21 protein-coding genes and 1 riboswitch are annotated in these 24,509 nt (G+C 62.3%); of the genes, 6 read left to right on the forward strand and 15 right to left on the reverse strand.

Annotated features, from left to right (window positions below):
- The first annotated feature begins 100 nt into the window (after positions 1–100).
- Entirely contained in the window at positions 101–1,291 is a 1,191-nt protein-coding gene (locus CKW35_RS10400; protein ID WP_016484908.1) for a glycosyltransferase family 1 protein, read from the forward strand.
- Positions 1,292–1,355: 64 nt separating this feature from the next.
- On the opposite strand, the gene CKW35_RS10405 is transcribed toward CKW35_RS10400, so the two are convergent.
- Positions 1,356–1,838 carry a glutathione peroxidase gene (locus CKW35_RS10405; RefSeq protein ID WP_016484907.1) on the reverse strand — a complete coding sequence of 161 codons (483 nt, stop codon included), beginning with the start codon at positions 1,836–1,838 and terminating at the stop codon, positions 1,356–1,358.
- Between the two features lie 144 nt (positions 1,839–1,982).
- Entirely contained in the window at positions 1,983–2,468 is a 486-nt protein-coding gene (locus CKW35_RS10410; RefSeq protein ID WP_016484906.1) for a peptidylprolyl isomerase, read from the reverse strand.
- Between CKW35_RS10410 and CKW35_RS10415 the strand changes: the two genes are divergently transcribed.
- Both CKW35_RS10415 and pta read left to right on the forward strand, forming a co-directional pair.
- On the forward strand, positions 2,467–2,769 hold the full coding sequence (locus CKW35_RS10415; RefSeq protein WP_024717665.1) for a DUF3565 domain-containing protein: 303 nt from the start codon (positions 2,467–2,469) through the stop codon (positions 2,767–2,769). The genes CKW35_RS10410 and CKW35_RS10415 overlap by 2 nt on opposite strands.
- Before the next feature lie 31 nt (positions 2,770–2,800).
- Complete coding sequence (gene pta / locus CKW35_RS10420) at positions 2,801–4,888, forward strand: phosphate acetyltransferase (RefSeq protein ID WP_016484905.1); 2,088 nt, start codon at positions 2,801–2,803, stop codon at positions 4,886–4,888.
- Between the two features lie 117 nt (positions 4,889–5,005).
- Here pta and CKW35_RS10425 read toward each other — a convergent pair whose 3' ends face one another.
- The 8 genes from CKW35_RS10425 to CKW35_RS10470 form a co-directional block, all read right to left on the reverse strand.
- On the reverse strand, positions 5,006–5,728 hold the full coding sequence (locus CKW35_RS10425; RefSeq protein WP_016501466.1) for an OmpA family protein: 723 nt from the start codon (positions 5,726–5,728) through the stop codon (positions 5,006–5,008).
- 109 nt (positions 5,729–5,837) lie between these two features.
- Positions 5,838–6,482, reverse strand: a complete 645-nt coding sequence (locus tag CKW35_RS10430) for an MBL fold metallo-hydrolase (RefSeq protein ID WP_024717664.1) — start codon at positions 6,480–6,482, stop codon at positions 5,838–5,840.
- Positions 6,483–6,626: 144 nt separating this feature from the next.
- On the reverse strand, positions 6,627–7,319 hold the full coding sequence (locus CKW35_RS10435; protein WP_016484902.1) for a sensor histidine kinase KdpD: 693 nt from the start codon (positions 7,317–7,319) through the stop codon (positions 6,627–6,629).
- Positions 7,316–8,923 carry a tetratricopeptide repeat-containing response regulator gene (locus tag CKW35_RS10440; protein WP_016484901.1) on the reverse strand — a complete coding sequence of 536 codons (1,608 nt, stop codon included), beginning with the start codon at positions 8,921–8,923 and terminating at the stop codon, positions 7,316–7,318. The genes CKW35_RS10435 and CKW35_RS10440 overlap by 4 nt, the downstream gene beginning before the upstream one ends.
- Positions 8,924–9,082: 159 nt before the next feature.
- Positions 9,083–11,800, reverse strand: coding sequence for a LuxR C-terminal-related transcriptional regulator (locus tag CKW35_RS10445; protein WP_016484900.1), 2,718 nt, complete (start codon positions 11,798–11,800; stop codon positions 9,083–9,085).
- Positions 11,801–12,220: 420 nt separating this feature from the next.
- A complete protein-coding gene (locus CKW35_RS10455; protein WP_016484899.1) occupies positions 12,221–13,585 on the reverse strand; it encodes a DUF1329 domain-containing protein in 1,365 nt (454 codons plus the stop codon).
- A 25-nt stretch (positions 13,586–13,610) separates the two neighbouring features.
- Positions 13,611–15,497 carry a DUF1302 domain-containing protein gene (locus tag CKW35_RS10460; protein WP_016484898.1) on the reverse strand — a complete coding sequence of 629 codons (1,887 nt, stop codon included), beginning with the start codon at positions 15,495–15,497 and terminating at the stop codon, positions 13,611–13,613.
- Positions 15,498–15,829: 332 nt separating this feature from the next.
- Positions 15,830–17,512: a fatty acid--CoA ligase gene (locus tag CKW35_RS10470; RefSeq protein WP_095115853.1), complete on the reverse strand. Its 1,683-nt coding sequence runs from the start codon at positions 17,510–17,512 to the stop codon at positions 15,830–15,832.
- A gap of 161 nt (positions 17,513–17,673) precedes the next feature.
- On the opposite strand from CKW35_RS10470, the gene CKW35_RS10475 reads away from it, so the two are divergent.
- The 3 genes from CKW35_RS10475 to CKW35_RS10485 all read left to right on the forward strand — a co-directional run bounded on the left by CKW35_RS10475 (position 17,674) and on the right by CKW35_RS10485 (position 20,542).
- Positions 17,674–18,639, forward strand: coding sequence for a 2-hydroxyacid dehydrogenase (locus CKW35_RS10475; RefSeq protein ID WP_070086912.1), 966 nt, complete (start codon positions 17,674–17,676; stop codon positions 18,637–18,639).
- A gap of 52 nt (positions 18,640–18,691) precedes the next feature.
- Entirely contained in the window at positions 18,692–19,690 is a 999-nt protein-coding gene (locus tag CKW35_RS10480) for a class I SAM-dependent methyltransferase (RefSeq protein ID WP_023049459.1), read from the forward strand.
- A 39-nt stretch (positions 19,691–19,729) separates the two neighbouring features.
- Positions 19,730–19,869, forward strand: a riboswitch (yybP-ykoY riboswitch).
- A gap of 88 nt (positions 19,870–19,957) precedes the next feature.
- The gene (locus CKW35_RS10485; RefSeq protein ID WP_016484894.1) at positions 19,958–20,542 is read left to right on the forward strand and encodes a TMEM165/GDT1 family protein; all 585 of its coding nucleotides are present in this window, start codon (positions 19,958–19,960) and stop codon (positions 20,540–20,542) included.
- Between the two features lie 137 nt (positions 20,543–20,679).
- Here CKW35_RS10485 and CKW35_RS10490 read toward each other — a convergent pair whose 3' ends face one another.
- From CKW35_RS10490 to CKW35_RS10510, 5 genes are all read right to left on the reverse strand, one after another.
- Positions 20,680–21,495: a M48 family metallopeptidase gene (locus CKW35_RS10490; RefSeq protein ID WP_016484893.1), complete on the reverse strand. Its 816-nt coding sequence runs from the start codon at positions 21,493–21,495 to the stop codon at positions 20,680–20,682.
- Between the two features lie 202 nt (positions 21,496–21,697).
- The gene (locus CKW35_RS10495) at positions 21,698–23,287 is read right to left on the reverse strand and encodes a M60 family metallopeptidase (RefSeq protein WP_083283754.1); all 1,590 of its coding nucleotides are present in this window, start codon (positions 23,285–23,287) and stop codon (positions 21,698–21,700) included.
- Positions 23,288–23,392: 105 nt separating this feature from the next.
- A complete protein-coding gene (locus tag CKW35_RS10500; protein ID WP_016484891.1) occupies positions 23,393–24,013 on the reverse strand; it encodes an SOS response-associated peptidase in 621 nt (206 codons plus the stop codon).
- 15 nt (positions 24,014–24,028) lie between these two features.
- Positions 24,029–24,289 (reverse strand): putative signal transducing protein, encoded by a 261-nt coding sequence (locus tag CKW35_RS10505; protein WP_016484890.1) that lies wholly within the window; start codon positions 24,287–24,289, stop codon positions 24,029–24,031.
- Positions 24,289–24,471: a CPXCG motif-containing cysteine-rich protein gene (locus CKW35_RS10510; RefSeq protein WP_016484889.1), complete on the reverse strand. Its 183-nt coding sequence runs from the start codon at positions 24,469–24,471 to the stop codon at positions 24,289–24,291. Before CKW35_RS10510 ends, CKW35_RS10505 begins: the two co-directional genes overlap by 1 nt.
- Positions 24,472–24,509 lie beyond the last annotated feature (38 nt).

Genomic DNA, 24,509 nt, shown 5'->3' on the forward strand with positions numbered 1-24,509 from the left:
ACGAAATATTCATGAAGGCAAAAGCGTCAGTGGTCAGGCGTCATCTCTACGTCACATAACCGTCAAATTGGCGCAACCCGGCAGGCGGAAACTTTTTGTCATGAATACAGCCGCCCTGCGCATCACCCTGGTCAGCGAGACCTTCCCACCCGAAATCAACGGCGTGGCCAACACACTTGGCCGCCTTGGTGAAGGGCTGCGTCAACGCGGCCATGAGGTCGAGGTGGTACGCCCGCGCCAGGCCGGCGAAGCACCTGTGCACAACGACCCGCATCTGATGCTGTGTCGTGGCTGGGCACTGCCCGGCTACCCGGGTTTGCAGTGGGGCGAAGTGTCCATGCACACGTTGCTACGCCGCTGGCGGCGGCAGCGCCCGGACGTGCTGTACATCGCCACCGAGGGGCCACTGGGGCTCAGCGCCCTGCGCGCCGCCAAACGCCTGGGAATCGCGGTCGTCAGCGGCTTCCACACCAACTTCCCGCAGTATTCCGGTCAGTACGGGCTGGGTTTGCTGGCGCGCCTGCTCACCCACTACCTGCGCTGGTTCCATCGCCGCACGGCAATCACCTTGGTGCCCAGCCTCAGCCAGCGCCTGGAGCTGGAACGCCGTGGTTTCGAGCGCCTGGAACTGCTGGCCCGGGGTGTCGATGCCTGCCTGTTCAACCCCGCCCGGCGCAACCAGGCGTTGCGCGAAAGCTGGGGGCTGGGCCCGGACGATATCGCCGTGTTGCATGTCGGACGGCTGGCAGTGGAAAAAAACCTCGGATTACTACGCCCATGCGTTGAAGCATTGCAGAAGACTTATCCACAGAAACGCCTGCGCCTGATCCTGGTGGGTGACGGGCCACAGCGCGCCGCCCTCCAACAGCAGATACCGGATGCCATGTTCTGCGGCGCCCAGCGCGGTGAGGTGCTGGCCGAGCACTACGCCAGCGGTGACCTGTTCCTGTTCCCGAGCTTGACCGAAACCTTTGGCAATGTGGTGCTCGAAGCCATGGCTTCGGGGTTGGCGGTGGTTGCTTATGACGAGGCAGCCGCAGCGCAGCACATACGCCACGGTCACAGCGGCGTGCTGGCGATGCCGGGGGACCAGGCGGGGTTTGTCGACGCGGCCTGCTGGCTGCTGGAGGAAGAGGAAACGTTGCGCCGGGTGCGCCTTAATGCTCGCCAGCATGCCAGCCGTCAGGGTTGGCCGGCGATTGTCGAAGAATTTGAGGGGTACCTGTGCAACGCTTGCAGGCAACCAGGTGTTGCGGCTGGGCGTTCTGCGCCATTTTTGCAGCGCCTGTGAGATCGAGCGCCGCGCGGGCAGCGCTCGATCTCACAGGCGCCAAACGTTTCGCGACAGGCACTCTTCAGGCCAACGCCTTCTCGATCGCCTGCACCACCGCCGGGTCATCCGGCGCCGTGCGCGGCGAAAAACGCGCCAGCACCCGCCCATCCTTGCCCACCAGAAACTTCTCGAAGTTCCAGGTGATATCACCGGGGAACTCGGCCCCCTCACCCGCCAACAGGCGGTACAACGAATGACGTTGCGGCCCGTTGACCTCCAGCTTGCCGCCCAGCGGGAAGCTCACCCCGTAGTTGAGGCTACAGAATTCCTGGATTTCCTTTTCGCTGCCCGGCTCTTGGCCGGCAAACTGGTTGCACGGCAGGCCAAGCACGTTGAAGCCCTTGTCCTTGTAAACCTGGTAGAGGTTTTCCAGGGCCTTGTACTGCGGCGTGAGACCACATTTGGAGGCAACGTTGACCACCAGCACCACTTGGCCCTTGAACGGTGCGAGGGACAGCTCCCCGCCGTTCAGCGCCTCCAGTTTCAGGTCGTGAAATGCACTCATGACGAATCCCCTCTCAGGTTCCCGGTTGCCGCACAGGCGAATTGCGCCCACTAAAAAGGCGCCCGTTCAAACCGTCCACCTCCCGTAGGAAGGCAAATCGGCTTGCCCGAGCGCCTGGCGACTTTCTGAGCTTAGCGCAGAAAATCAGTGGTGATGGCCACCCTCACCGTGGATGTGGCGGTGAGCGATTTCTTCTTCGCTGGCGTCACGCACGTCGACTACCTTGACCTGGAAGGTCAGGCGCTGGCCGGCCAGCGGGTGGTTGCCGTCAACGGTGACGTCGTCGCCGTCGAGGTCGCGGATGGTCACGATCTGCATCTGGCCGTCCGGCGCCGAAGCGTGGAACTGCATGCCCACTTCCAGCTCGTCAACGCCTTCGAACAGGCTGCGGTTCAGGGTGCTGACCAGCTCGGCCAGGTATTCGCCGTAGGCGTCTTCCGGCTCGATGGTAACGTTCAGCTCGTCACCGGCCTGTTTGCCTTCCAGGGCTTTTTCCAGGCCCGGGATGATGTTGCCGGCACCGTGCAGGTAAACCAGCGGCGCGCCACCGGCGGAGCTGTCGATGGTCTCCCCGGCGTCGTTGGTCAGGGTATAGTCGATGGAGACAGCCTTGTTGGCGGCGATCAGCATGGGGCAAGACCTTTTGCAAAAGTATGTAGAGCGGACAAGTGTAACCAAGCCATCGTCCGATTGCGAACGCACTGCGGACGAGCAACGGCCCATCAGTCGGATCACCGGCTTCCACCAGGACGAAGAAGGCCACTGGGTGGTCGAGCTTTCGTGCGGTCACACACAGCACCTGCGCCACCAACCGCCGTGGCAGGCACGCCCCTGGGTGCTCGATCCGGCTCAACGTACGCAGCGCATAGGCCAACCTTTTAGTTGTGGCTGGTGCGCACAAGGGACCGATAGCGCTACCCTTGGCCGTTAATTTCTTGCACCGCTTATTTCGAGAAGCACGCATGCAGACATTTTTCATTGCGCCGACCGACTTTGGTGTCGGCCTGACCTCCATTAGCCTGGGCCTGGTGCGCACCCTGGAGCGCGCCGGCCTGAAAGTCGGTTTTTTCAAGCCGATCGCCCAGCCCCACCCGGGCGACACCGGCCCCGAGCGCTCGACAGAACTGGTGGCGCGCACCCACGGCATCAAGCCACCCGTGCCTCTGAGCCTGGCCCAGGTCGAGCGCATGCTTGGCGACGGCCAGCTGGACGAATTGCTCGAAGAAATCATCCGCCTCTACCAGCAAGCCTGCGTTGGCAATGACGTGGTGGTGGTCGAGGGCATGGTGCCCACGCGCCACGCAAGCTACGCGGCGCGGGTCAACCTGCACCTGGCCAAGAGCCTGGATGCCGAGGTGATCCTGGTGTCGGCGCCGGAAAACGAAGTGCTCAGCGAACTGTCCGGCCGGGTTGAACTGCAGGCACAGCTGTTCGGCGGCCCACGCGACCCGAAGGTCCTCGGAGTAATCCTCAACAAGGTGCGCACCGATGAAAGCATGGCGGACTTTGCCACCCGTCTGCGCGAGCACTCGCCCTTGCTACGCGGCAACGACTTCCGCCTGCTCGGCTGCATCCCCTACCAGCCAGAGCTGAACGCCCCGCGCACCCGCGACGTGGCCGATCTGCTCGGCGCCCAGGTGCTCAACCCCGGCGACTACGAGCAACGGCGCATGAGCAAGATCATCATCTGCGCACGCACCGTGGCCAACACGGTGCCGCTGCTGACGTCGGGTACCCTGGTGGTCACCCCGGGCGATCGCGACGACATCATCCTCGCCGTCAGCCTGGCCGCAATCAATGGCGTACCACTGGCCGGGCTGCTGCTAACCAGCGACAGCAAGCCCGACGCGCGTATCCTCGGCCTGTGCCGCGGCGCGCTGCAGGCAGGCTTGCCGATCCTGTCGGTCAGCACCGGCTCGTACGACACTGCCAACCAGCTCAATTCGCTGAACCGCGAAATCCCGGTCGACGACCGCGAGCGCGCCGAGTTCATCACCGACTTTGTCGCCAGCCACCTCGATGCAGCCTGGTTGCACCAACGCTGCGGTACGCCGCGCGAAATGCGCCTCTCGCCAGCGGTGTTCCGCTACCAGCTGATTCAGCGGGCGCAGCAGGCCAACAAGCGCATTGTCTTGCCAGAAGGTGCCGAGCCGCTGCTGGTGCAGGCCGCAGCTATCTGCCAGGCGCGCGGCATTGCCCGCTGCGTGCTGCTGGCCAAGCCCGAAGATGTCGAGGCCGTAGCCCGTGCGCAAGGCATTACCCTGCCGCCTGGCCTGGAAATTCTCGACCCCGAGCTGATTCGCGGGCGCTACGTGGAGCCGATGGTCGCCCTGCGCAAGAGCAAGAACCTCAACGCGCCAATGGCCGAGCAGCAACTGGAAGACCCTGTGGTGATCGGCACCATGATGCTGGCCCTGGACGAGGTGGACGGCCTGGTCTCGGGCCTGGTGCACTCCACCGCCAACACCATCCGCCCGGCCTTGCAGTTGATCAAGACCGAGCCGGGCTCCAGCCTGGTGTCATCCGTGTTCTTCATGCTGTTCCCCGAACAGGTGCTGGTGTACGGCGACTGCGTGATGAACCCTCACCCGAGCGCTTGCGAACTGGCCGAGATCGCCCGGCAGAGTGCTGAATCGGCGCAGGCCTTCGGCATCGCGCCGCGGGTGGCGATGATCAGTTATTCAAGCGATTCGGCCAGTGATGAAGAGGTTGGGAAAGTGCGCGAGGCGACACGCCTGGCACAGGGTGCAGCGCCGCAGCTGCTGATTGATGGGCCGCTGCAGTATGACGCGGCAGCCAACCCGGCGATTGCACGGGAGCTGGCGCCAGGTAGCCCGGTGGCAGGGCGTGCCACGGTGTTCGTGTTCCCCGACCTCAATACCGGCAACACTACGCACAAAGCAGTGCAACGCAGTGCCGACGGGGTCAGCCTGGGGCCAATGCTGCAGGGGTTGCGCAAACCGGTGAACGACTTGCCGCGCGGGGCTCAGGTTGACGATATCGTGCATACCATCGCCCTGACGGCGATTCAGGCCAGCGTAGCGCGCTAAAAGCTGGGGCTGCTTTGCAGCCATTCGCGGCACAAGGCCGCTCCTACAGGGATCGTGTAATGCCCGTGGGAGCGGCCTTGCGTCGCGATAGGGCCGCAAAGCGGCCCCGGGGGTCAATCAGGGATACTGCTGAACCTGGCCTTGCTGCTGGTCATATTGCTGACCCGGAATCGGCTTCAGGTTCACTTCCACCCGGCGGTTCTGCGCACGGCCATTGGCATCGGCGTTGCTGGCGATCGGCTGGTCCGGGCCCATGCCACGCACCGAGATACGCGAAGCATCCACACCCTGCGAGGTCAGGTAGGTGCTGACCGCCTGCGCACGGCGCTGGGACAGGTCCATGTTGTGCTGGCGGCTGCCAGTGCTGTCGGTGAAGCCGACCACTTCGATGGTGTTCTGGTTGAACTGCTTGAACGAGCCTGCCAGGTTGTTCAGCGGCGAGTAGAAGCTTGGGGCAATGTTGGCCGAGTCGGTAGCGAAGGTGATGTTGCCCGGCATGATCAGTTTGATCTGGTCGCCCTGGCGTTGAACTTCAACCCCAGTGTTGGCCATCTGGGCGCGCAGCTCGGCCTCTTGCTTGTCGGCATAGTAGCCATAACCTGCGGCTGCAGCACCTACCGCAGCGGCACCGATCAGCGCACCCTTGCCACGGTTGTTGTGGTCGATGGCAGCACCGGCGATGGCACCAGCCAGCGCGCCCAGGCCGCCGTATTTGGCAGTCTTGCTCATCCCCGTGGAGCCCTGCGCCTGACCTTGGTTGTCATAAGGGTTCTGGCCGGCGCAGCCGGTCATCAGGGCCGCGGCAGTTGCGACGATAATCAGACGACGCATGGTGAACATGGACAAGCTCCTACTGAAATTCATAAATGCGGCAGATCACAAGCGGATCTATGCCAGCCTTGGATTGCATCGGCAATGAAAAATTCCATGAAAGAGCCTTCATGTGCCTTCAGGCACGGACAAAGGGGTTTTCACGCATCTCATCGCCCAGTCGGGTATCGGGCCCGTGGCCGGTCACCACGATAGCCTCCTCGTCCAGCCGGTACAGCCGCTCCTTGATGGAACGCACGATAGCCCGCTGGTCACCCCCCCACAAATCAGTGCGGCCAATGCCACGGCGGAACAAGGTATCGCCGGCAATCAACAGCTTGGCGTCGGCGAACCAGAAGCTCATCGAGCCTGGGGTATGCCCTGGCGTATGCAAGGCCACGCCACAGCCGCAGGCCAGTTCTTCGTCATCGCCCAACCAGCGATCGGGAGCCGGCACCGGCGTGTAGGGAACGCCGAACATCTGGCACTGCATCTCCAGGTTGTCCCACAGTACCTGGTCGTCCTTGTGCAGGTGCAAGGTGGCGCCGGTCAGCTCCTTCAATTTGCCCGAGGCAAGAAAATGGTCGAAGTGCGCGTGGGTGTGGATGATGCTCACCAGCGTCAGGCCGTGGGCCTGCAGGCGCGCGAGGATCTTGTCCACATCCCCACCTGGGTCGACGACGATGGCGTTTTTGGTCAGCGGGTCGCCGATCAGTGTGCAGTTGCACTGCAGGGGGCCTACGGGGAAGGTTTCGCGGATGAGGGCAGGTGGGGTCTGGGTCATGATGAGCTCTAAAGCAAAGCCTGGGTCTTTGAAGAGCGTGACAGGAAAATGGGGTGGGCGCACGCGGTTCATGCCTTGCGAGGTGTTGCGCCTGTGAAATCGAGCGCCGCGCGGGCGGCGCTCGATGTATGCACGCCACATATCCTAAGGCAGGAACAACCTGAACAACCCGCCACCCAGCGCGCCGCCATTGGAAATCTCGATCCGCCCCCGCACCCCGCCACTTTCATGCAGCGCTGCAATGCGCGCCGCAAAATACAGCCCCAGGCCAGTACTGCCGCTGGTCGAGTCAATGCCCTGGATATACTCCTCCTGGCGCTCGAGCATGTGCTTTGGGTAACCCGGGCCGTCATCGTTGACGCAAATGGCCAGCTGGTTGTCGGCCTCTTCAATGGTGATCAGCAAGGCGTGCCCGGCAAAGCGGGTGGCGTTGGTGATGACGTTGGCAATCACCGAGGCCACCAGTTCGCGGTCGAAAAAGCCCAGCGGGTTGTCGGTGTCGATGCGCCAGGTGGCGAGGATGTCGTTGTGTTTCAGTACTTCCTGGTGCGCCGCCAGCTGGGCTTCGATGAAGTCATCCAGCTCGTGATAGTCCGGGCATACCGGCAATTGGTTCACACCCAGTTTGTACAGCCCCAGCAACTGCACCAGCATGCCGTTGAGGTGACGAAACTCGTGCTCCATGATCCCCTGTTCGGCACCACCGCGCAGCTCTTCAGGCAAGCGTTCCACCCACTGGTTGTGGGACTGGATCAGCGCTGCCAAAGAGCTTTTGAGGTCGTGCACGGTGGAGGCGATCACCGTGGAAAAATCCAGCCCCTGATTGTCTTGATTCATGCGCCGAACACTCGGATGTGCAGTTTGCGGTAACGGTCATAGCGATTGTCGCTGGCAGGGATACCGGCCACGCTGGTCAAGGCGTCCTGGCATTCCTGCATGATCGCGGGCTGAGGGTTTTCACCGCCAATGCGCAGCAGCGCCTGGGCGGTGTTAAGGGCGATGCTGATGTTCTTCGGCTGCATACCCAGCGCCTTGCGGAACAGTTGCAACGCCTCGCCAAGCTGCCCTCCCTGGTAACTGCGCACACCCTGGCGATTGAGGGTGACCGCTTCGGTAATGGCGTTGAGCACGCTGGGGTCGTCCGTCAGCTTGCCGACTTTTTCCATGACCTTGGGGTCATCGCCATAACTTTCCACACAGTTCTTCAGCACACCGAGGGCGGCGGTTTCCTGCCCCATTGCCTGCAACTGCGCGGCAACGGTCAGGGCCGCATCGACCGAGAAGAACTGGTTCATCTTGTCCAGGCGCTGGATCGCCTGTTCGGTCAGCTTGCCGGCTGTTTCCGGGTCGCCCGCCTGCTGCAGGCTGGCCGCCTTCATCATCCGCGCACGCACCTGCAAGCCTTGGTCTTCGGGGTTTTCCTTGGCCACTTCGCTGAGCGTGGTGTTGATTTCGACCCGGGTACGGGCGTCCAGGCCAAAGCCTGCGTTCTTGCTCATCAGCGCCTGCACCAGGCCAAGGTTGTTTTCAGCATCCTTGTAGCGCGAGCTCTGCCCCTGATTCACGGCATGGCGGAACGCCTTCGACGCGCTCTCGAAGTCTTGGTTTTCCAGCGCCAGCTTGCCCAGCGTCGACTGCCGACGGACCGACAGTGGTGAGAGGCGTACGGCTTCTTCAAGCAGGTTTTGTGCGCGCCTGGTATCGCCCTGAGCCACCAGCACTTCGGCCATGCCGTCGTAAAGGCCGGGCATGATCGGGAACGCCTTGAGCGCCTGCTCGTACACGCCCTGGGCCTGGGCATTCTGGCCACGCTTGTGCATCAGGGCGCCCAACGCGGCATACACCCAAGGCTGCGGGCGGCTGGCCAGGATGGCCTTGAGGAACTTTTCCAGTTCCTCGAAGCGGTTGAGGTTGCGCAGGGCGTCGGCCCGATAACGCAGGCACAGCGGTGCCAGGCGCGGGTCCTTCTTGCACAGTTCGGCACAGGCAGCCAGCACTTCGGCCGGGCGGTTGCGGTCCAGTGCCTGCAGGATCGGCTTGAGCAGCGTCTTGCGCTGGAACAGTTTCTCGACGCGCTGGGCCAGGCCAACGCGGTTGAACGGCTTGGTCAGGTAGGCATCGGGCTCGTGCTCGATGGCGCTGAGGACAATGGCCTGGCTGCTCTCGGCCGTGACCATGATGAACACGCACTCATGGCTGATGTGCTTGTCGATGATCAGGTCTTCGAGCACCTGTTGGCCGTTCTTCTTGCCGTCGCCCAGGTGGAAGTCCTGCAAGATGAAGTCATAGCGCTTCTGTGCGCACATGCGCAGCGCCTGCTCGCCGCTGTCGGCGGTATCCACGTCGCGCACGCCCAACTCGCGCAACATGGAACGAGTCGACGTGCGAAAGTCGGTAAAGTCGTCGACGATCAGAAAGCTCTTTTGCCCGTACTGCAGCATCAACACGACCTGCCTTGGAATGATTGAAAAATCGCGCGAGGCGATGCCACCGATCGCTGTATCGGCAGCTGGTCGGGAAAGATGAGGGTAGAGCATTGCCGGCCACAATCCATGGCCTCAGGCCATCACTTTAGCGGGCAAAGACCTCAAGGGCCAGTATCACGCCAGCAGCCCCAGAGATTTGGCCTTGGCCACCGCCTGGGTGCGCCGCTCGACCCCCAGCTTGCTGTTGATATGGCTGGCGTGGGTCTTCACGGTGTGCAAGGAAATGAACAACCGCTCGCTGATCTGCTGGTTGGAACAGCCTTGGGCAATCAGTTCGAGCACTGCCATTTCGCGGCCACTCAGGGCTTCACCGGTACCGGTGTTAGCGCTCGGCAGTTGCGGCAGGCGCTTGAGCAGCTCGGCCTGAACCGGGCAGGCGGCACCTGCCTGCAATTGCTCATGAAGCCATTGCGGATGCTTTTGCAGCAGGGGTTGAAACGGTTGCAGCACTCCGCCCCGCGCAGATTCCAGCAGGCTGGGTAGCAACTGCGCGGCCTGCCCTTCCCGGCCTTCGTCCAGCAGCAGGGAAAGCCATTGGCACAGGGCGCTGACGGTGAGCATCATGCCGCCACTGGCCCGGCCGCACTCGACCAGGCTTGCCAGCCGTTGCACGGCATCGTCGCCACGTAACTGGATGCGCTCGAGCAGCGCCTGCTGCAACGCAATGTGCAACGGCAGCAGCGGGTGGAACTCCGGTGCTGCTGCCGGCTGCTCGCCGCCGTAGGTCTGGCCCAGTCGCAGCAGCCAGGACTCGGCCAGGTCGGTACGCCCCTGGGCCAGCCAGAGTTCGCATTTGACCAGGGTAATCATGGCCAGGTAGTAGACCGGGGGCACGTCCCAGATATGCATCAGGCGCTCGGCCTCGGCCAACTCGGCAAAGGCCTCGGCAAAGTGCCCTTCCCGGCCATCGAGGGTCGCTATGACGCAATGGCCGATAAGCACACTGATATCCCGACAGGCCCGCGCCTCGCCCAGCCCCGCGCGCAAACGCGCACGGCCCTGGGCCGGCTGCAGGCGCGAGACCAGCAGGTAACCTTCGTAAAGCGTCAGGCGCGCACGTACGGCATACAGCCGCTGCGCCGAGAGCCCTTGCAGGCGCTGAAGCCCTTGGCGCACTTCGTCCAGCGCCCGCAGTACCTCGCCGCGGGCGTGCAGCACACGTGCCCGGTCGTAATGGGCCAGCGCCTCGAACAACGGGTTGCCAACCCGCTGGGCCAGCTCCAGCGCTTCGCGGTTCCAGCCCCTGGCCCGCCAGAAGTCGCCATCGGCAATGGCCAGATTGGACAGCGTCGACAAGCACACCAGGCGTTGGCCATAGCGCTTGCTCGGCAGGCTCTGCAGCGCTTCGCCGCAATAAGCCAGGGTGCGTTCGCGGTCGCCTCGGCCACGGGCGATGACCCCACTCAGCGCCAGCCATTGGGCCAGCATCGATTTTTGCGCGGTCGCCGAAGGCGCGGGCAGAAAGCGGCTGAGGTAGCCGGCCAGTTCCTCGGCTGCGTCCAGCTGGCAAGCCAGACCCAACGCCCAGCTGTACAGCACGATCAAGCGCGGTGTGCTGATCAGAAGACTGTCGGGCAGGTCCATCTTCCAGCGCAGCAACATGCCGACGTTCTGTTCAGCCAGCAGTTGCTCCTCGGACAGGCTCTGCACCAGGTCGGCCGCGACATCGAGGTGGCCGGCACGCAACGCCTGCTCCACCGCTTCGTCCAGCAGGCCCTGGCTTTCAAACCAGCGACAGGCACGCAATTGCAGGCCGGCCAGTGGTTCATTGGCTTGCCGGCTGCGCAGCAGATCGGAGAACAGGTGATGGTAGCGGAACCAGTGGCCATGCTCGTCCAGCGGCACCAGGAATACCTGGTGTGCCTGCAGGAAGCGCAACACTGCGGCGCTGTCGTGGCGGCCACGCAAGGCATCGCACAACGGGGCGCAGAAACGCTCCTGACAGGCCGTGTCATACAAGAACGCCTGCACGTCGGCGGGCAGCATATCGATGACTTCTTCAAGCAGGTAGTCGCGGATCAGGCCTTCGCCGCCATGCAAGGCCTGGGGCAAAGCTTGCTCGTCCGCCGATTCGCTGGCGGCCAGTTGCCAGAAACGCAAACCGGCCACCCAACCGTCGCTGCGCTGGATCAGATTGTCCAGTGCCTGCCCGCGCAGGCCCGGTGGCTGCCGGCCGATCACCGCCAGCGACTCTTCGGCGGTGAGGCGCAAATCCTGTTCGTTCAGTTCGACAAGCTGGCGCGACAGCCGCAAACGCGCCAGGTGCCAGTCCGGGCGCTGGCGACTGGTAACCAGCAACACCAGGCCGGCAGGCAGGTGGTTGAGGAAGAACTGCAGGCAGCGGTCGAGCACGGGCCCCTGGGCCAGGTGATAGTCATCCAGCACCAGCAGCAAAGGGGTATCGGTTTGCAGGTAAAGCGCCAGCTCGTCGAGCAGGCCGTCGATCCACTCCTCGAAGGCGAACGGCTGGTGACGCTGGCGCATTTTCAGCAAGCCCATGGCCTGCCCGCCCAGTGCCGGGCAGTACTGCTGCAGGCCTTCGAGCAGGCGCTCGAGGAAGCGGCCAGGGTCGGCATCACGTTGGCTCAGGCCCAGCCACAGGCTGCGCCAGTGCTCAGGTAGCGCTTCGCAAAACTCGATGGCCAAGGAGCTTTTGCCGAAACCCGCCGGGGCATTGACCAGCAGCAAACGACCGCCCAGCCCGGCGTGCAAGCGCTGACACAGGCGCAGGCGCGGCACATGGCCGTCCGGCAGCGGTGGCCGGAAGAAACGCCCGTCCAGCAGGCCCAAGGCCTGGCTGGCGAATCCATGCGTACGGGACAAGTCTGTCATGGCCGGCTCGTTCTGGGTGGAAGACTACGGCGGTATGGATGCTTGCGAGACTAGCCGGTAACGCAGCGCATTTGAAGATGATGGGCACAATTGCCCCGGAAAAGACTGCGACAAAAAGCAACATGGCTGATGGACAGGAGGCTGGGGCGGGGTTTGGGTGGGTATTCAGCAGATTGATTGCCCGCTCACACAGGGATTGCACAGCTTTCAAGGCCAGTGCAGTACCGGTAGGAGCAGCCTTGTGCTGCGAAGAGGCCATTGCAGCCGAAGATAGTCTTTAGCCTTACCGGCCTCTTCGCAGCACAAGGCTGCTGCTACAGGGCCTGTGTTTGACTGGAAATTATCGCCGGAGCAGGAAACAGAAACGCCCCGGGCAGGCCGGGGCGTTCTGGAGATCACATGCAGTGGGGAGTGTTCAGATCAACGAATACCCGACTGGCGCAACGCCGCAGGCTGGAAGTCCGCCTTGCTGGCACTGAAGCCAAAATCGTAGGCGCGCTTCTCTTCGTTTTTCATGCCCAGGGCCAGGTAACGACCCGACTGCAGGTCGTAGATGGTTTCCAGGGTGTACCAAGGCACCTCTTTGTTGTAATACGGCTGGGAATGGGCTTCGGACACGCGCCACAGCTGGCCACGGCCGTCGTACTGGTCGATCACTGCGGCCTGCCAGGTGTCTTCGTCGATGTAGAAGTCACGCTTGGCGTAGATGTGCCGCTGGCCCGGCTTCAGGGTTGCGACCACATGCCAGACGCGGCGCAACTCGTAACGGGAAAGGTCCTGGTTGATGTGCCCGGCCTTGATGATGTCGGCGTACTTCAGCTTGGGGTCATCCAGCTTGAAGGCGTTGGAGGCGATGTACAGTTCCTTCTTGCCTTCCAGCTTCCAGTCGTAGCGGTCCGGCGCACCGTTGAACATGTCCAGGTTGTCCGAGGTACGCAGGCCGTCGGCGGCGGTACCCGGGCCGTCGTACGACACTTGCGGCGCCTGGCGCACGCGACGCTGGCCGGCGTTGTAGATCCACGCCTTGCGCGGCTCCTTCACCTGGTCGAGGGTTTCGTGCACCAGCAGCACGGTCCCGGCCAGGCGCGCTGGCGCGGTCACTTCCTGCTTGAAGTAGAACAGGATGTTGCCCGGGTTTTTTGGGTCGTAATCCTTCATCCTGTCGCGGAACACGAACTGGTCGGAGAAGTAAACCGGGCTGAAAGAGCCGTTCTGCTGCGGCGTGGCCTGGATCACCAAGCGGCTGACACTGCCCCCCCGGTAACGGGTGATGTGGTTCCAGATCACTTCCAGGCCGTTTTTCGGGATCGGGAACGGCACCGCCGTGTCGAAGTTGTTCAAACCGTTGCCGCCTTCCGTCAGCGTGGTCTGGGTGGCGTTTTTCTTGATGGCAGCGAACACGTCCGCAGGTACCGTGGAGCCGCGATGGGTTTTGAATACAGGGATCTTGAAGGTATCCGGGTAGCGCTTGAGCATGGCCATCTGGCCCGGCGAAAGCTTGTCCTTGTACTGCTCGGCGTTTTGCGCAGTGATGGTGAACAGCGGCTTTTCACTGCCATACGGGTCGGCCAGGAAACCCTTGCCGTCGACGCTGCCCGCACTCTTCGACAGCGGCTCCCAAGGGCCGATCGAGCCATCGGCATTGCCAGCCTTTTCAGCCCCCATCGGGGTCAGGGTACTGCCCAACTTGGCCGCTTCGTCGGCGGATACCGCAGCCATGACGCTGGTCGCCAGCAGGGACAGGCCCAGTACACCGGCTTGCAGCAGACTTCTGGTCTTGTTCATGTCGTGTCGTCCTGGATCTGTGTGCTTAGAAGTTCACGCCGAAGCTGAGCGCGACGAAGTCACGGTCATCCACGGTGCTGTACTTGCCATCGAAGAAGTTGGTGTACGACAGGCTCGCCGTGTAGGTGTTCTGGTACTCGGCGTCCAGGCCCAGGCTGACTGCCTTGCGCCCTTCCTCGAAGTTGGCACCAGGGCCAGGCGAATAGCCGGAAACGTCATGCGACCAGGCCACGCTGGGCTTGAGGTTGACCCCGGCGAAGACGTCGTTGTAGTCCCAGATGACCCGGGCGCGATACCCCCAGGAGGTGCTGGTGGTATAGCCGTCGTTCTCGCATTTGCGATTCAGGTTGGTGGTGGACGCCCCGGCCCCTGCGCCGGCGATGGTGCTGGTATTGAGTGCCTGGCAGGTGTCCGCGCCGCCGGTGGCAGGCAGCGGGCCGGGCCCGAAGACCGGGTCGCGGCCATAGCGGGTCTCGCGGGCGTTCTCCAGGCCACCCACGTGGGTGACCCCCACTTCGCCCACCACTGTCATGCGGCTGGCGCCCATGACCTGGTCAAAGAAGTGCGTCAGAGTGGTCTGGAACTGAGTGATTTCCTTGCGACGGTAGCCGTGCAGGTCTTGCCCGGGGGTACCGGTGAGCAGCGAAGCGTTGCTCAGTGCGCCACCAATCGGACGCACACCCGCGAACAGGATATCGGTGGTATTCAGCTGCACGGGGGCGTTGGGGCGATAGCTGACTTCACCGCTCCAGGCCGTACCCGTGGGCAGCGTAGTGGAGAAGCTCAGGCCGTACAGGCGAATGTCCTCGGGGTACTCGACGAAGTATTCGGAGTTACCGGCCACAATCAGCGGAGCCAGCGCCCGCAACTGTGCAGGCAGCGCGCTCAGGCCGGCGAACACCGACGGTGGGGCACCGGTGGCGCTGAAGATCGGCGCGCGGCTGTGGTAGTTCATGAAGTAGGCACCGAACTCGGTGTCCAGCGGGTCGAACATATAGCGCAGTGCCACGCCGAACTGGCCGCTGTCGCGGGCATCACGGTCGGCCCCGCGGCGCACCATTACCCCTTCCTCGTTGATGTTCACACCCCGCGTGGCGAGGAACTGCTGGGCCGCACCAGGCACCGTACGGCTGCTGTTGAGCACACGCAGGTTGTCGGTGCAGCCGTCGGCAATGATGTCCGGCTGGGAGAAGAACGTACCGCAGTTATCAACAACCGTCTGGTCCCACTCGATCTGGTAGAAGGCCTCTGCCGACAGGTTGTCGGTCAGGCTCTGCGAGATGTAGAACATGTTGACCGGGATCAGGCCTTCCTTGATCTCGGCCCCCGGGCGGCGGAACGCCGACACGTCGATGGGGTTGATCGAGTTGATGCCGCCGCCGATGAAGGTACTCTCACCCCAGCTCACCACCTGCTTGCCCAGGCGCACCGAGCCCGGCTGATCGCCGATGGAATAGTTGTGGTAGACAAAGGCGTCGAGCAACTGGGCCCCGGACGACTTGGCGCCCTCCTTGCGGCCAGAGTCGCTGATGTCCTTGAACTCGCGGCCTTCGTCCTTCAATTCGAAGTCGTACCAGTACTTGCCCCGCACGAACACGCCAGTATCGCCGTACTTGAGTTCAAGGTCGTGGATGCCCTTGAAGATCTTGGAGAAGGTTTCGCCCTTCTTGAAGTTCAGGTGGCCATCGTCAGAGGTCTGCGACAGGCCCTTGCCGCCGTTGTTCACCCCGATCAGGTTCTTGTTGGGGTTGGCCGTCGACCAGCTGGCGCCGATGGAGAGCGACGAGTCGAACTGCCCTTCGATTTCACCAATGTTGAAACTGACAGCGAAAGCAGGACTTGCGAGCGTGGAAGCAAGGCTGACGGCCAAGGGCAACTTGGCCCGGCGCCAGAACAGGTTTGCAGATTTCATCGACGCTACTCCATGTACTTTATTGTTATGGCAGTGAGTCCTTTCAAGAACGGCCCGAGCGACCGGTTTGCAGGTTTTCACCTGCGGCGACACGGCTTGCGCGTATCGCCCTCCCCCATTCCTGAAAATCCCCTGGCCCCGACTATAGCCAGCAAGGCACAGGCGCTTGATCCCTCTAAAGTGTGATTTGCGCTCCATGCCGCCAACTCGCTGCAGTGTTGTCCCGGTTGCGGGCTGGCAGAGCTCAAGGATGGCGCATTTCTGCCATTTGGCAAGGTGCCGAGGCCTCTAGCGTGCGGGTCGCGTTCTGACGCGCGCGACCCGCACGGCGTTTACAGCGTGGACAGGAACGCGCTATTGCTGGCCTGCCACTGGACGATGTCCTGGCGGATGCGTTTCTTGTCGAGCTTGCCGACACTGGTCTTGGGAATTTCAGTAACAACGGCGATCTGGCTAGGAATCGCCCACTTGTTGATGTGCCCTTGCTCGACAAATGGCTTGAGATGGTCCTTGAGCGCCTTGGCATCGATGGCCTGGCCGTCGCGCAGCACCAGCAAGGCGAACGGGCGCTCGCCCCACTGCGGGTCGGCCACCCCCACCACCGCCACTTCGCGCACGGCCGGGTGACGGCTGATCAGGTCTTCCAGGTCGAGCGAAGAAACCCACTCGCCACCGGTCTTGATCACATCCTTGATGCGATCACGAATGTCGATGTAGCCCATGCCGTCGAGGGTGGCGACATCGCCGGTGTGCAGCCAGCCCCCCTGCCACAGCTCCTTGCTCTTTTCCGGCTCCTTGAAGTAGCCCATGGTCAGCCACGGCGCGCGCAGCACCAGCTCGCCCTGGGTTTCGCCGTCTGCCGGCAGGAAGTTGCCGTCGCCATCGACAATGGCCGCCTCGACCAGCGGCACAGGCACACCGGCCTTGATGCGGTAGGTGACGCGCTCATCCTCGCTGCCGGCCTGCAGCTCGTCGTTCAGGTGCGCAGCGGAGATCAGCGGGCAGGTTTCGGACATGCCATACGCGGCAGTCAGCTGGATGCCACGCGCCAGGGCAGCCTGGTAAAGCGAACGGTTGAGCGAGCTGCCGCCAATGATGATCTTCCAGCCGCCGAAGTCCTGCCCTTGCGAGGTCGGGCAGTTGAGCAGCATCTGCAAAATGGTCGGCACGCAGTGGGAGAACGTGACCTTTTCTTCGCGCCACAGCTTGACCAGCATGTCTGGCTCGTAGCGCCCCGGGTATACCTGTTTCATGCCAAGCATGGTGGCAGCGTAGGGAATGCCCCAGGCATGTACATGGAACATCGGCGTGATGGGCATGTACACATCGTTGCTGCCCAGCAGGCGTACGCTGTCGATGCTGCCGGTGACCGAAGCTTCGGCCAGGGTGTGCAGTACCAGCTGCCGGTGGGTGAAGTACACACCCTTGGGGTTGCCGGTGGTGCCGGTGGTGTAGAAGGTGGTGGCCACCGAGTTTTCATCGAAATCCGGGAAATCGTAGCGGGGGCTGGCGGCTGCCAGCAGCTGCTCATACTCACCCACCAGGCCGGGCAGCTCGGCAGTCTTGTCCGGGCCATCGGTCAGCAGCAGGGTCTTGTCAACGGTGGTCAGTTGCCCGGCAATGGCCTGGTAGAGGCCGACAAAATCGCTGTTGACCAGCACCACGCGGTCTTCGGCGTGGTTCATGGTGTAGAGGATCTGCTCGGGCGACAGGCGCACGTTGATGGTGTGCACAATGGCGCCGATCATCGGGATGGCGAACATGCACTCCAGATAGCGGTGGCTGTCCCAGTCCATTACCGCCACAGTGTCACCGGCCTTTACCCCGGCCTCGGTCAGCACATTGGCCAGGCGCGCGATGCGTTCGTTGAGCTGTAGGTAGGTCAGGCGCAACTGGTCGCGGTAGACGATTTCGCGGGTTTTTTCATAACGGCTGCCGGACATCAAAAGGCGTTTGATCAGCAGCGGGTAGTCGTAGGCGCCATCGGTGGGCTTGATGATGCGGGTCTGCAGCATGGGTATCCCTTTTCTGAAAAGCGGGCCGGAAAAGTCTGGGAACTACTGTAGTTCGCGAATGTGACGGCTAAATCAGCCGAAGGAATGATTTGGCTGCGCGGGGTATGAGTGGCATTGTCCGGGGGATGGATCATCCCTGCCCTGCCAACGGAGCCTTACTGATGCCCAGCCCGCGTCGCGCCGTGTTTCTCGATCACCAGTCCCTGGACCTTGGTGACCTCGACCTTTCCCCGCTACGAAGCCAGTTCGATGAACTCGAGCTGTTCGATGCAACCCGCCCTGACCAGGTAAGCCAGCGTCTGCAGGGCGCCGTGGCGGTGGTCAGCAACAAGGTCATGCTCGACGCCGCGACCCTGGCCGCCAACCCACAGCTCAAGCTGATTCTGGTCGCTGCCACCGGCACCAACAATGTCGACCTGGCAGCAGCGCGAGCCCAAGGCATCACGGTATGCAACTGCCAGGGCTATGGCACACCGTCCGTCGCGCAGCATACCCTCGCCCTGCTGCTGGCCCTGGCCACTCGCCTGTGCGACTACAACCAGGCGGTAGCCGACGGCCAGTGGGCCAAGGCCAGCCAGTTCTGCCTGCTGGACTTCCCCATCGTCGAGCTGGAAGGCAAAACCCTCGGCCTGCTCGGCCACGGCGAACTGGGCGGCGCAGTGGCGCGGCTGGCCGAAGCGTTCGGCATGCGCGTGCTCAGCGGGCAAATACCTGGCCGCCCGGAGCGCGCCGACCGCCTGCCGCTGGACGAACTGCTGCCACAAATCGATGCCCTGACCCTGCACTGCCCGCTGAACGAGCACACCCGGCACATGCTCGGCGCCCGCGAACTGGCCCTGCTCAAGCCCGGTGCCCTGGTGGTCAACACCGCCCGTGGCGGCCTGATCGACGAGCAGGCACTGGCCGATGCCCTGCGCAGTGGCCACCTGGGCGGCGCGGCCACCGACGTGCTGAGCGTGGAGCCGCCGGTCAACGGCAACCCGTTGCTCGAACCCCGCATCCCGCGGCTGATCATCACCCCGCACAGCGCCTGGGGGGCAGTGGAGTCGCGCCAACGCATCGTCGGCCAGCTCAGTGAAAACGCCCAAGCCTTCTTCGCCGGTCAGCCGCGCCGCGTGGTCAGCTGAGCGGGGCGCCCGCCTCTGCTACACTGCGCCACTTTTTCAGGAGGCGTCGTCCATGGACCCGCGCAGTGAAGTATTGCTCCGCCAGGCAGAGCTGTTCCAGGGCCCGCTGCTGATCGCCGGCGCCCCCGCTGATGGCCTGCTCGGCCAATTGCCGCAGGCCCAGGCCTGGACATGGCATGCGGGCGATCACGCCATGCTCGAAAGCCGCTTTGCCGGTCGCAGCCACTATGGTGTCGAGCCACCCGAGGTGGCCTTCGACAGCGCCGTGCTGTTCCTGCCCAAGTCCCGTGAACTGGCTGCCTACCTGCTCAATGCCCTGGCGTCGCGCCTGGCCGGCGGTGAGCTGTACCTGGTTGGCGAAAAACGCGGCGGCATCGAAGGCGCGGCCAAACAGCTGCAGGCCTTTGGCAGACCGCGCAAGCTGGACAGCGCCCGGCACTGCCAGCTGTGGCAAGTCACGATCGAGCAGGCGCCCGTGGCCAAACCGCTGGAAAGCCTGGCCGAACGCTTCGAGCTGGCCCTGGAGGACGGCCCGTTGCAAGTGGTCAGCCTGCCTGGCGTATTCAGTCATGGGCGCCTTGATCGCGGTACGGCCCTGCTGCTCAAGCACCTCGACGGCCTGCCGAGCGGGCATGTACTGGACTTTGGCTGTGGCGCCGGGATATTGGGCGCAACGGTCAAGCGCCGCTATCCGCAAAGCCGGGTCACGCTGCTTGACGTGGATGCCTTCGCCGTCGCGGCCAGCCGCCTGACGCTGGCTGCCAACGGCCTGGAAGGCGACGTTATCAGCGGTGATGGTATCGACGCGGCCCCCACCGAACTGAGCCTGATTTTGAGTAACCCGCCGTTTCACACCGGGGTGCACACCAACTACCAGGCTTCGGAAAATCTGCTGAAAAAATCGGCCGTTCATCTGCGAAAAGGCGGTGAAATGCGCCTTGTTGCCAACAGCTTCCTGCGCTACCAGCCGCTGATCGAAGGGGCGCTGGGCAACTGCCAGGTGCGCGACGACGCTGACGGTTTCCGTATCTATCAGGCAACACACGGATAAAAACAGCGCTTGCCGAAAGCGTTTTGCCTAGGCAGAATCCGCACCGTCCTAGGGGAGTAGTCTCCCGCGAGCACCCTGCTCGCCCGGTACGCGTCAACATACTTGGTCAACAGACCATGGCGCGTGCGACCCACCATGCCAGCACGCATGGAGAGATCCGCAAAGACGGATCCAGGGTTTGACAAGACCTATGACACGCACACCTTACCCGGGGCGGGGAGGCTGTACGTGTCATAGCCGTGTCGACCCGCCCCCGTAGGAATCCTGATGCTGGAATCTCTGTTGGTCCCCACCGCTATCGTTGCCCTCGCCGAAATCGGCGACAAGACGCAACTGCTCGCGCTCATTCTCGCTGCCCGCTTCCGCAAGCCGTGGCCGATCATCGCCGGCATCATCGCCGCCACCCTGGCCAACCATGCTGCGGCCGGTGCCGTGGGCGCCTGGTTCGGCAGCTTTTTCAGCGACTCGGCATTGCACTGGATCCTCGCCGCGAGCTTCACCGCCACTGCGCTGTGGACCCTGGTGCCGGACAAGATGGATGATGACGAGAACCCGGCGCGCCGCTTCGGGCCGTTCCTGACTACGCTGATCGCGTTTTTCCTGGCCGAAATCGGTGACAAGACCCAAGTCGCCACCGTCATGCTGGCGGCGCAGTACCCGCACCTGATCATGGTCATTATCGGCACCACGCTGGGCATGCTGATTGCCAACGTGCCGGTGGTTCTTGCGGGTAACTTTGCAGCAGACAAACTGCCGTTGACCCTGATCCGTCGCCTGGCGGCCACAGCGTTCTTCGTGCTGGCAATTGTGGCCGTGTACTCGGCGATGAAAGCCAGTGGCTGGGTTGGCTAAATGCTGAAGGGGCCGCGCTGCGCCCCAATCGCCAGCAAGCCAGCTCCCACGCCGACCGCACCGGCCTCAAGCCATGTGCAGTACATGTGGGAGCTGGCTTGCCGGCGATTGGGCTGCAAAGCAGCCCCCTTGCGGTCTTACTGCTTTGCCGCCTGATACAGCGGCATCACCTTCGGAATCGCCGCCTGCAGCGAAGCAATACGGCTCGCGGATGCCGGGTGAGTACTCATGAACTCGGGCGGTGCACCTTCGGAAGCCTTGCTCATCTTGTTCCACAAGGTGATCGCGGCATTCGGGTCGTAACCGGCACGCGCCGACAGCTCCAGGCCGATCAGGTCGGCCTCGTTCTCGTTGGCCCGGCTGTTGGGCAGGGTCATGGCGTAGTTCACCACCGTGTCGGCCATGGCCATGCTGCCTTGGCCGAGGCCGAAAATGGCGCCGGCACCCTGGCGGGCCATTTCCACGCCATACGCCTTGGACATGGCCTCGCGGCTGTGCTCACGCAAGGCGTGGGCAATCTCGTGCCCCACCACTGCGGCAATTTCCGCATCGGTGAGCTTGAGCTGATCGATCAGCCCGGTGTAGACGATGATCTTGCCGCCCGGGCCGCAGTTGGCGTTGAGCTCGTCGCTTTTGATGACGTTTACCTCCCAGTTCCATTGCGCGGCATCCGGGCGGAACTTGGGCGCCTGGGCGATCAGGCGGCTGGCGATCGCCTGCACACGCTTGGCATCGGCGCTGGACTTGTCGAGCACACCCTTGCTCGATGCCTCACCCAGGGTCTGCTGGTAAGACTGGGCGTACATCTGGTTGACCTCATCGGTCGAGAGCATGCTGAACATGTACTGCTGGCGCTCGACGCCAACGGCACCGCCGCTGGTGGTGTTCACTGCCTGGCAGCCGGCCAGCAGGATGCCAGCACTGAGCAGGCTGACGACAAAAGACTTACGCATGAAAACACTCCCTTTTTACATGCGCCGTATCCTAGGCCGAGTCGCCAGTGCCCGCTATAGCCGTAGGGAAGATTCTTCACATCCGGGTACACCTGCGCCCACACCCGATCGCGCGTAGGCAGCTTGTCTTGTAATGCATCACACCGGCGTTTCGCTGGCGTGATGACTGCCACTAGCCCCAGTTATCGACTATCACCGAAAGTCAATGATCGGCACCGGTTTCATGTTCCGTACAGCAAGAGAATTCCGCAGCCGTGCCCTGCAGGTTCACTGGCACATGGTTCGACTCGCCCAACGCCTCTCCTGTTTGCGGGTCATAGGATTTGACCACTGCGTTGCCATCGACCAACCTTCGAGTGACCACAGAAAAATCGCCTGAAGCGTTGGCGTAGGTAATCCCGCCTTCTGGGTCATACCAACCCATATCAGGATCATTGGTGGTTTTCAGGCGGCTCCCAGGGCGGGCAACCCCCCTTATTTCGATACCATCTGAATGCGGTTCAACTGCGTCGATCTGCGTTTCGGCCTTCACGTGGAGGGTGGACGGGTCCGGCTCTGGCATAGGCAGCCTCAAATCTCGGATCGCATCAAGTGTGCGCGAGGTTGGATGCCAACCCCATCGAGTGAAGAATGTTGTGAGATCGTGCTGCGCAGCCCATGCGCTGGTGACCATGAAGTAATGACGGTATTGAGCGTCACCCTGGCCAGGTTCATGGTTGCCATGACTACGGCTTTCACGATGGAGCCGATGAAAGAACGCGTCGCCGTAAGCTGTCCTCAATTGCTCCCACATGATGAGGCGAACAAACTCGTCATTGTCTTCAAACTTCTTATTCGGATCGGAACTATTCAAAAAGGCATGCGCTTCACGGTCGTAAGGCACCACCCTTGAATATTTTTTTTGCGCGCGCTGCACTGCAAGGGAAAATATATTAACGGAGTTCTCAGTCAACGCATTTGCGCTCCATGAAATTTGGTGCTGCATATGACCCAACTCATGCCAGATTCCCCAGTCGCCGCGCACACCGTCGGGAGTCAATAGCGACCTGCCGTATTGCGGTAGACTTATTCGATAGTGAGTGGCATTAGGGTTGCCACTTTCCTTCTCCGAGACCAATATGCGCAGCGGACTGGGTGGTTCTTGTTCCGCACCATAACCAATTGCACCGATTTCATTTTCAACTCTTAGAATTTCTTTGTACTCGTCTAATACAGCCGAGGGATCGTGACTCTTATAGGCATAAGCCGTCTCCCACCACGCGGTGATAACAACTTTATCACTCATGAGCTGCACTGGCGCTCGCCCATGCTCCTTGGCAGCCTCAAGCATCTGGCCCCACTGATCTACGGACGTTTCGCCTTGTATAAATACAGGTACTCGATGTGAGTTAGCAATGCATTCAAAATTAATCGTTACCTCCTCGACGGTCGGGCCCACCCCATCAGGTATTACCCGCACCCATAATAACCCGCCTTCCGGATCAGTGACGATTCCAGGGTATTCTGGCATTTCATGGGTACGAGGGCATTCAGTCTCGGAGCCTTGTGTATTGAAGCCGGGAGTTCCGACGAGGAGTTGCATCTTCACGTTTGCCCTAGGCGGCAGCGAGAATTGATACCGGACATAACCTCCGGGCTCGAGGAAGATGCCCGTGGGCTGAAAATCAGCATAACCGAACCAACGGCCAAAGACTCTTGTATCTGAATCCGTCGAAGGTAAAACCCTGAATGCCGTGAGCGCAGACGAAACAGCAAGTTTTTCCTGGCCTGACAATGCATTATTTTTCATCATCAATCCCCTCAACAGCTGCACCAAGTAGGTACGATCAACCTTATGGCGGGCCCTGGAGGTGGTCAACTAGCAGAAATACTAGGCGTTATAGGCAGTCCACTACAGTCATAACGGCGTCAAACACTCCGGCGCATCCAGTTTCGGGTCATTGACGAAATTGGCCAAGGCCCGCTCTCGCAATATTGCCGAGGGGCTGGCCAGCAACTCGTGCAGGCGGGTGATCGGCGTATCCGGGTCAAGCCACGCCGCCTGCGCGGCCTCGTCCAGTATCAGCGGCCGACGCTGGTTCATGGCTGCCTGGGTCACCACAGCACAGCTCAGCCACACTTGGTCCTGCACCGGATAGGCCTCCCACACCGCTGCAAAATACAGCGACGAGCCCTCCCCCGGGGTCAACCAGTACGGGCGTTTACGCACGCTGCCACGCCACTCGTAAAAGCCGTTGGCCGGCATCAGGCAGCGACGCTGGCGAAAGGCATCGCGAAACATCGGCTGCTCGGCCAGGGTTTCGGCGCGGGCGTGGGCAGGTGTGCGGGACAGGTCAGTGAGCCAGGCCGGGGTAAGCCCCCAGCGCGCCTTGGCCACTTGCTGCTGGCCCTCGAGCTGGCGCTGGATCAGCACCGAAGCCCCGGGGGAAATGTTCCATTGGGCCGGCTGGCCTTGGGGGAAGCCAGGCAGGCTGGCAAGCGCCTGGGGCCAGCGAAACAGGGCATAACGTCCACACATGGGCGAATTCAGAACCTAGCAGATCAAGGTACCGGGGAAGCTCTCCGGTTCGTCGCCAACCAGTGGCTGGGCATCATTGTACGCATCGATCAGCTGCCGTGCGTACTCGGCCTGCTCATCCGCCACCGCAAGCCCCAACAGACCTTGCAGGGGCAGTTCGCCTACGCCCCCCATCAAGTCACGGCCCACCAGCTGCACGTTGATGCCCTCACTGGCCAGCATACCGAGCAGCATTTCGGCCTCGAGCAGGTTTTCAGGTTCGTAGATCCGTCGCATCAGTCATTCTCACCGAAGACATCCAGCATCCATTCCTCGCCATGCACCTGCAGCAAGAAGCGGACAGGCTTGCAGCACACCTGACAGTCCTCGAAGTACTCCTGATCGCCACCGGACAGATCCACCGTGGTTTCGACTTCTTCGCCACAATAAGGGCAATCGTAGTTGGCAGTTTCCAGCATCGCGGCCTCCGGGGTGACTTATGCGTATAATTGCCGGT

It is taken from the genome of Pseudomonas sp. Irchel 3F3, from assembly GCF_900187545.1.
Classification (GTDB): Bacteria; Pseudomonadota; Gammaproteobacteria; order Pseudomonadales; family Pseudomonadaceae; genus Aquipseudomonas; species Aquipseudomonas fortuita.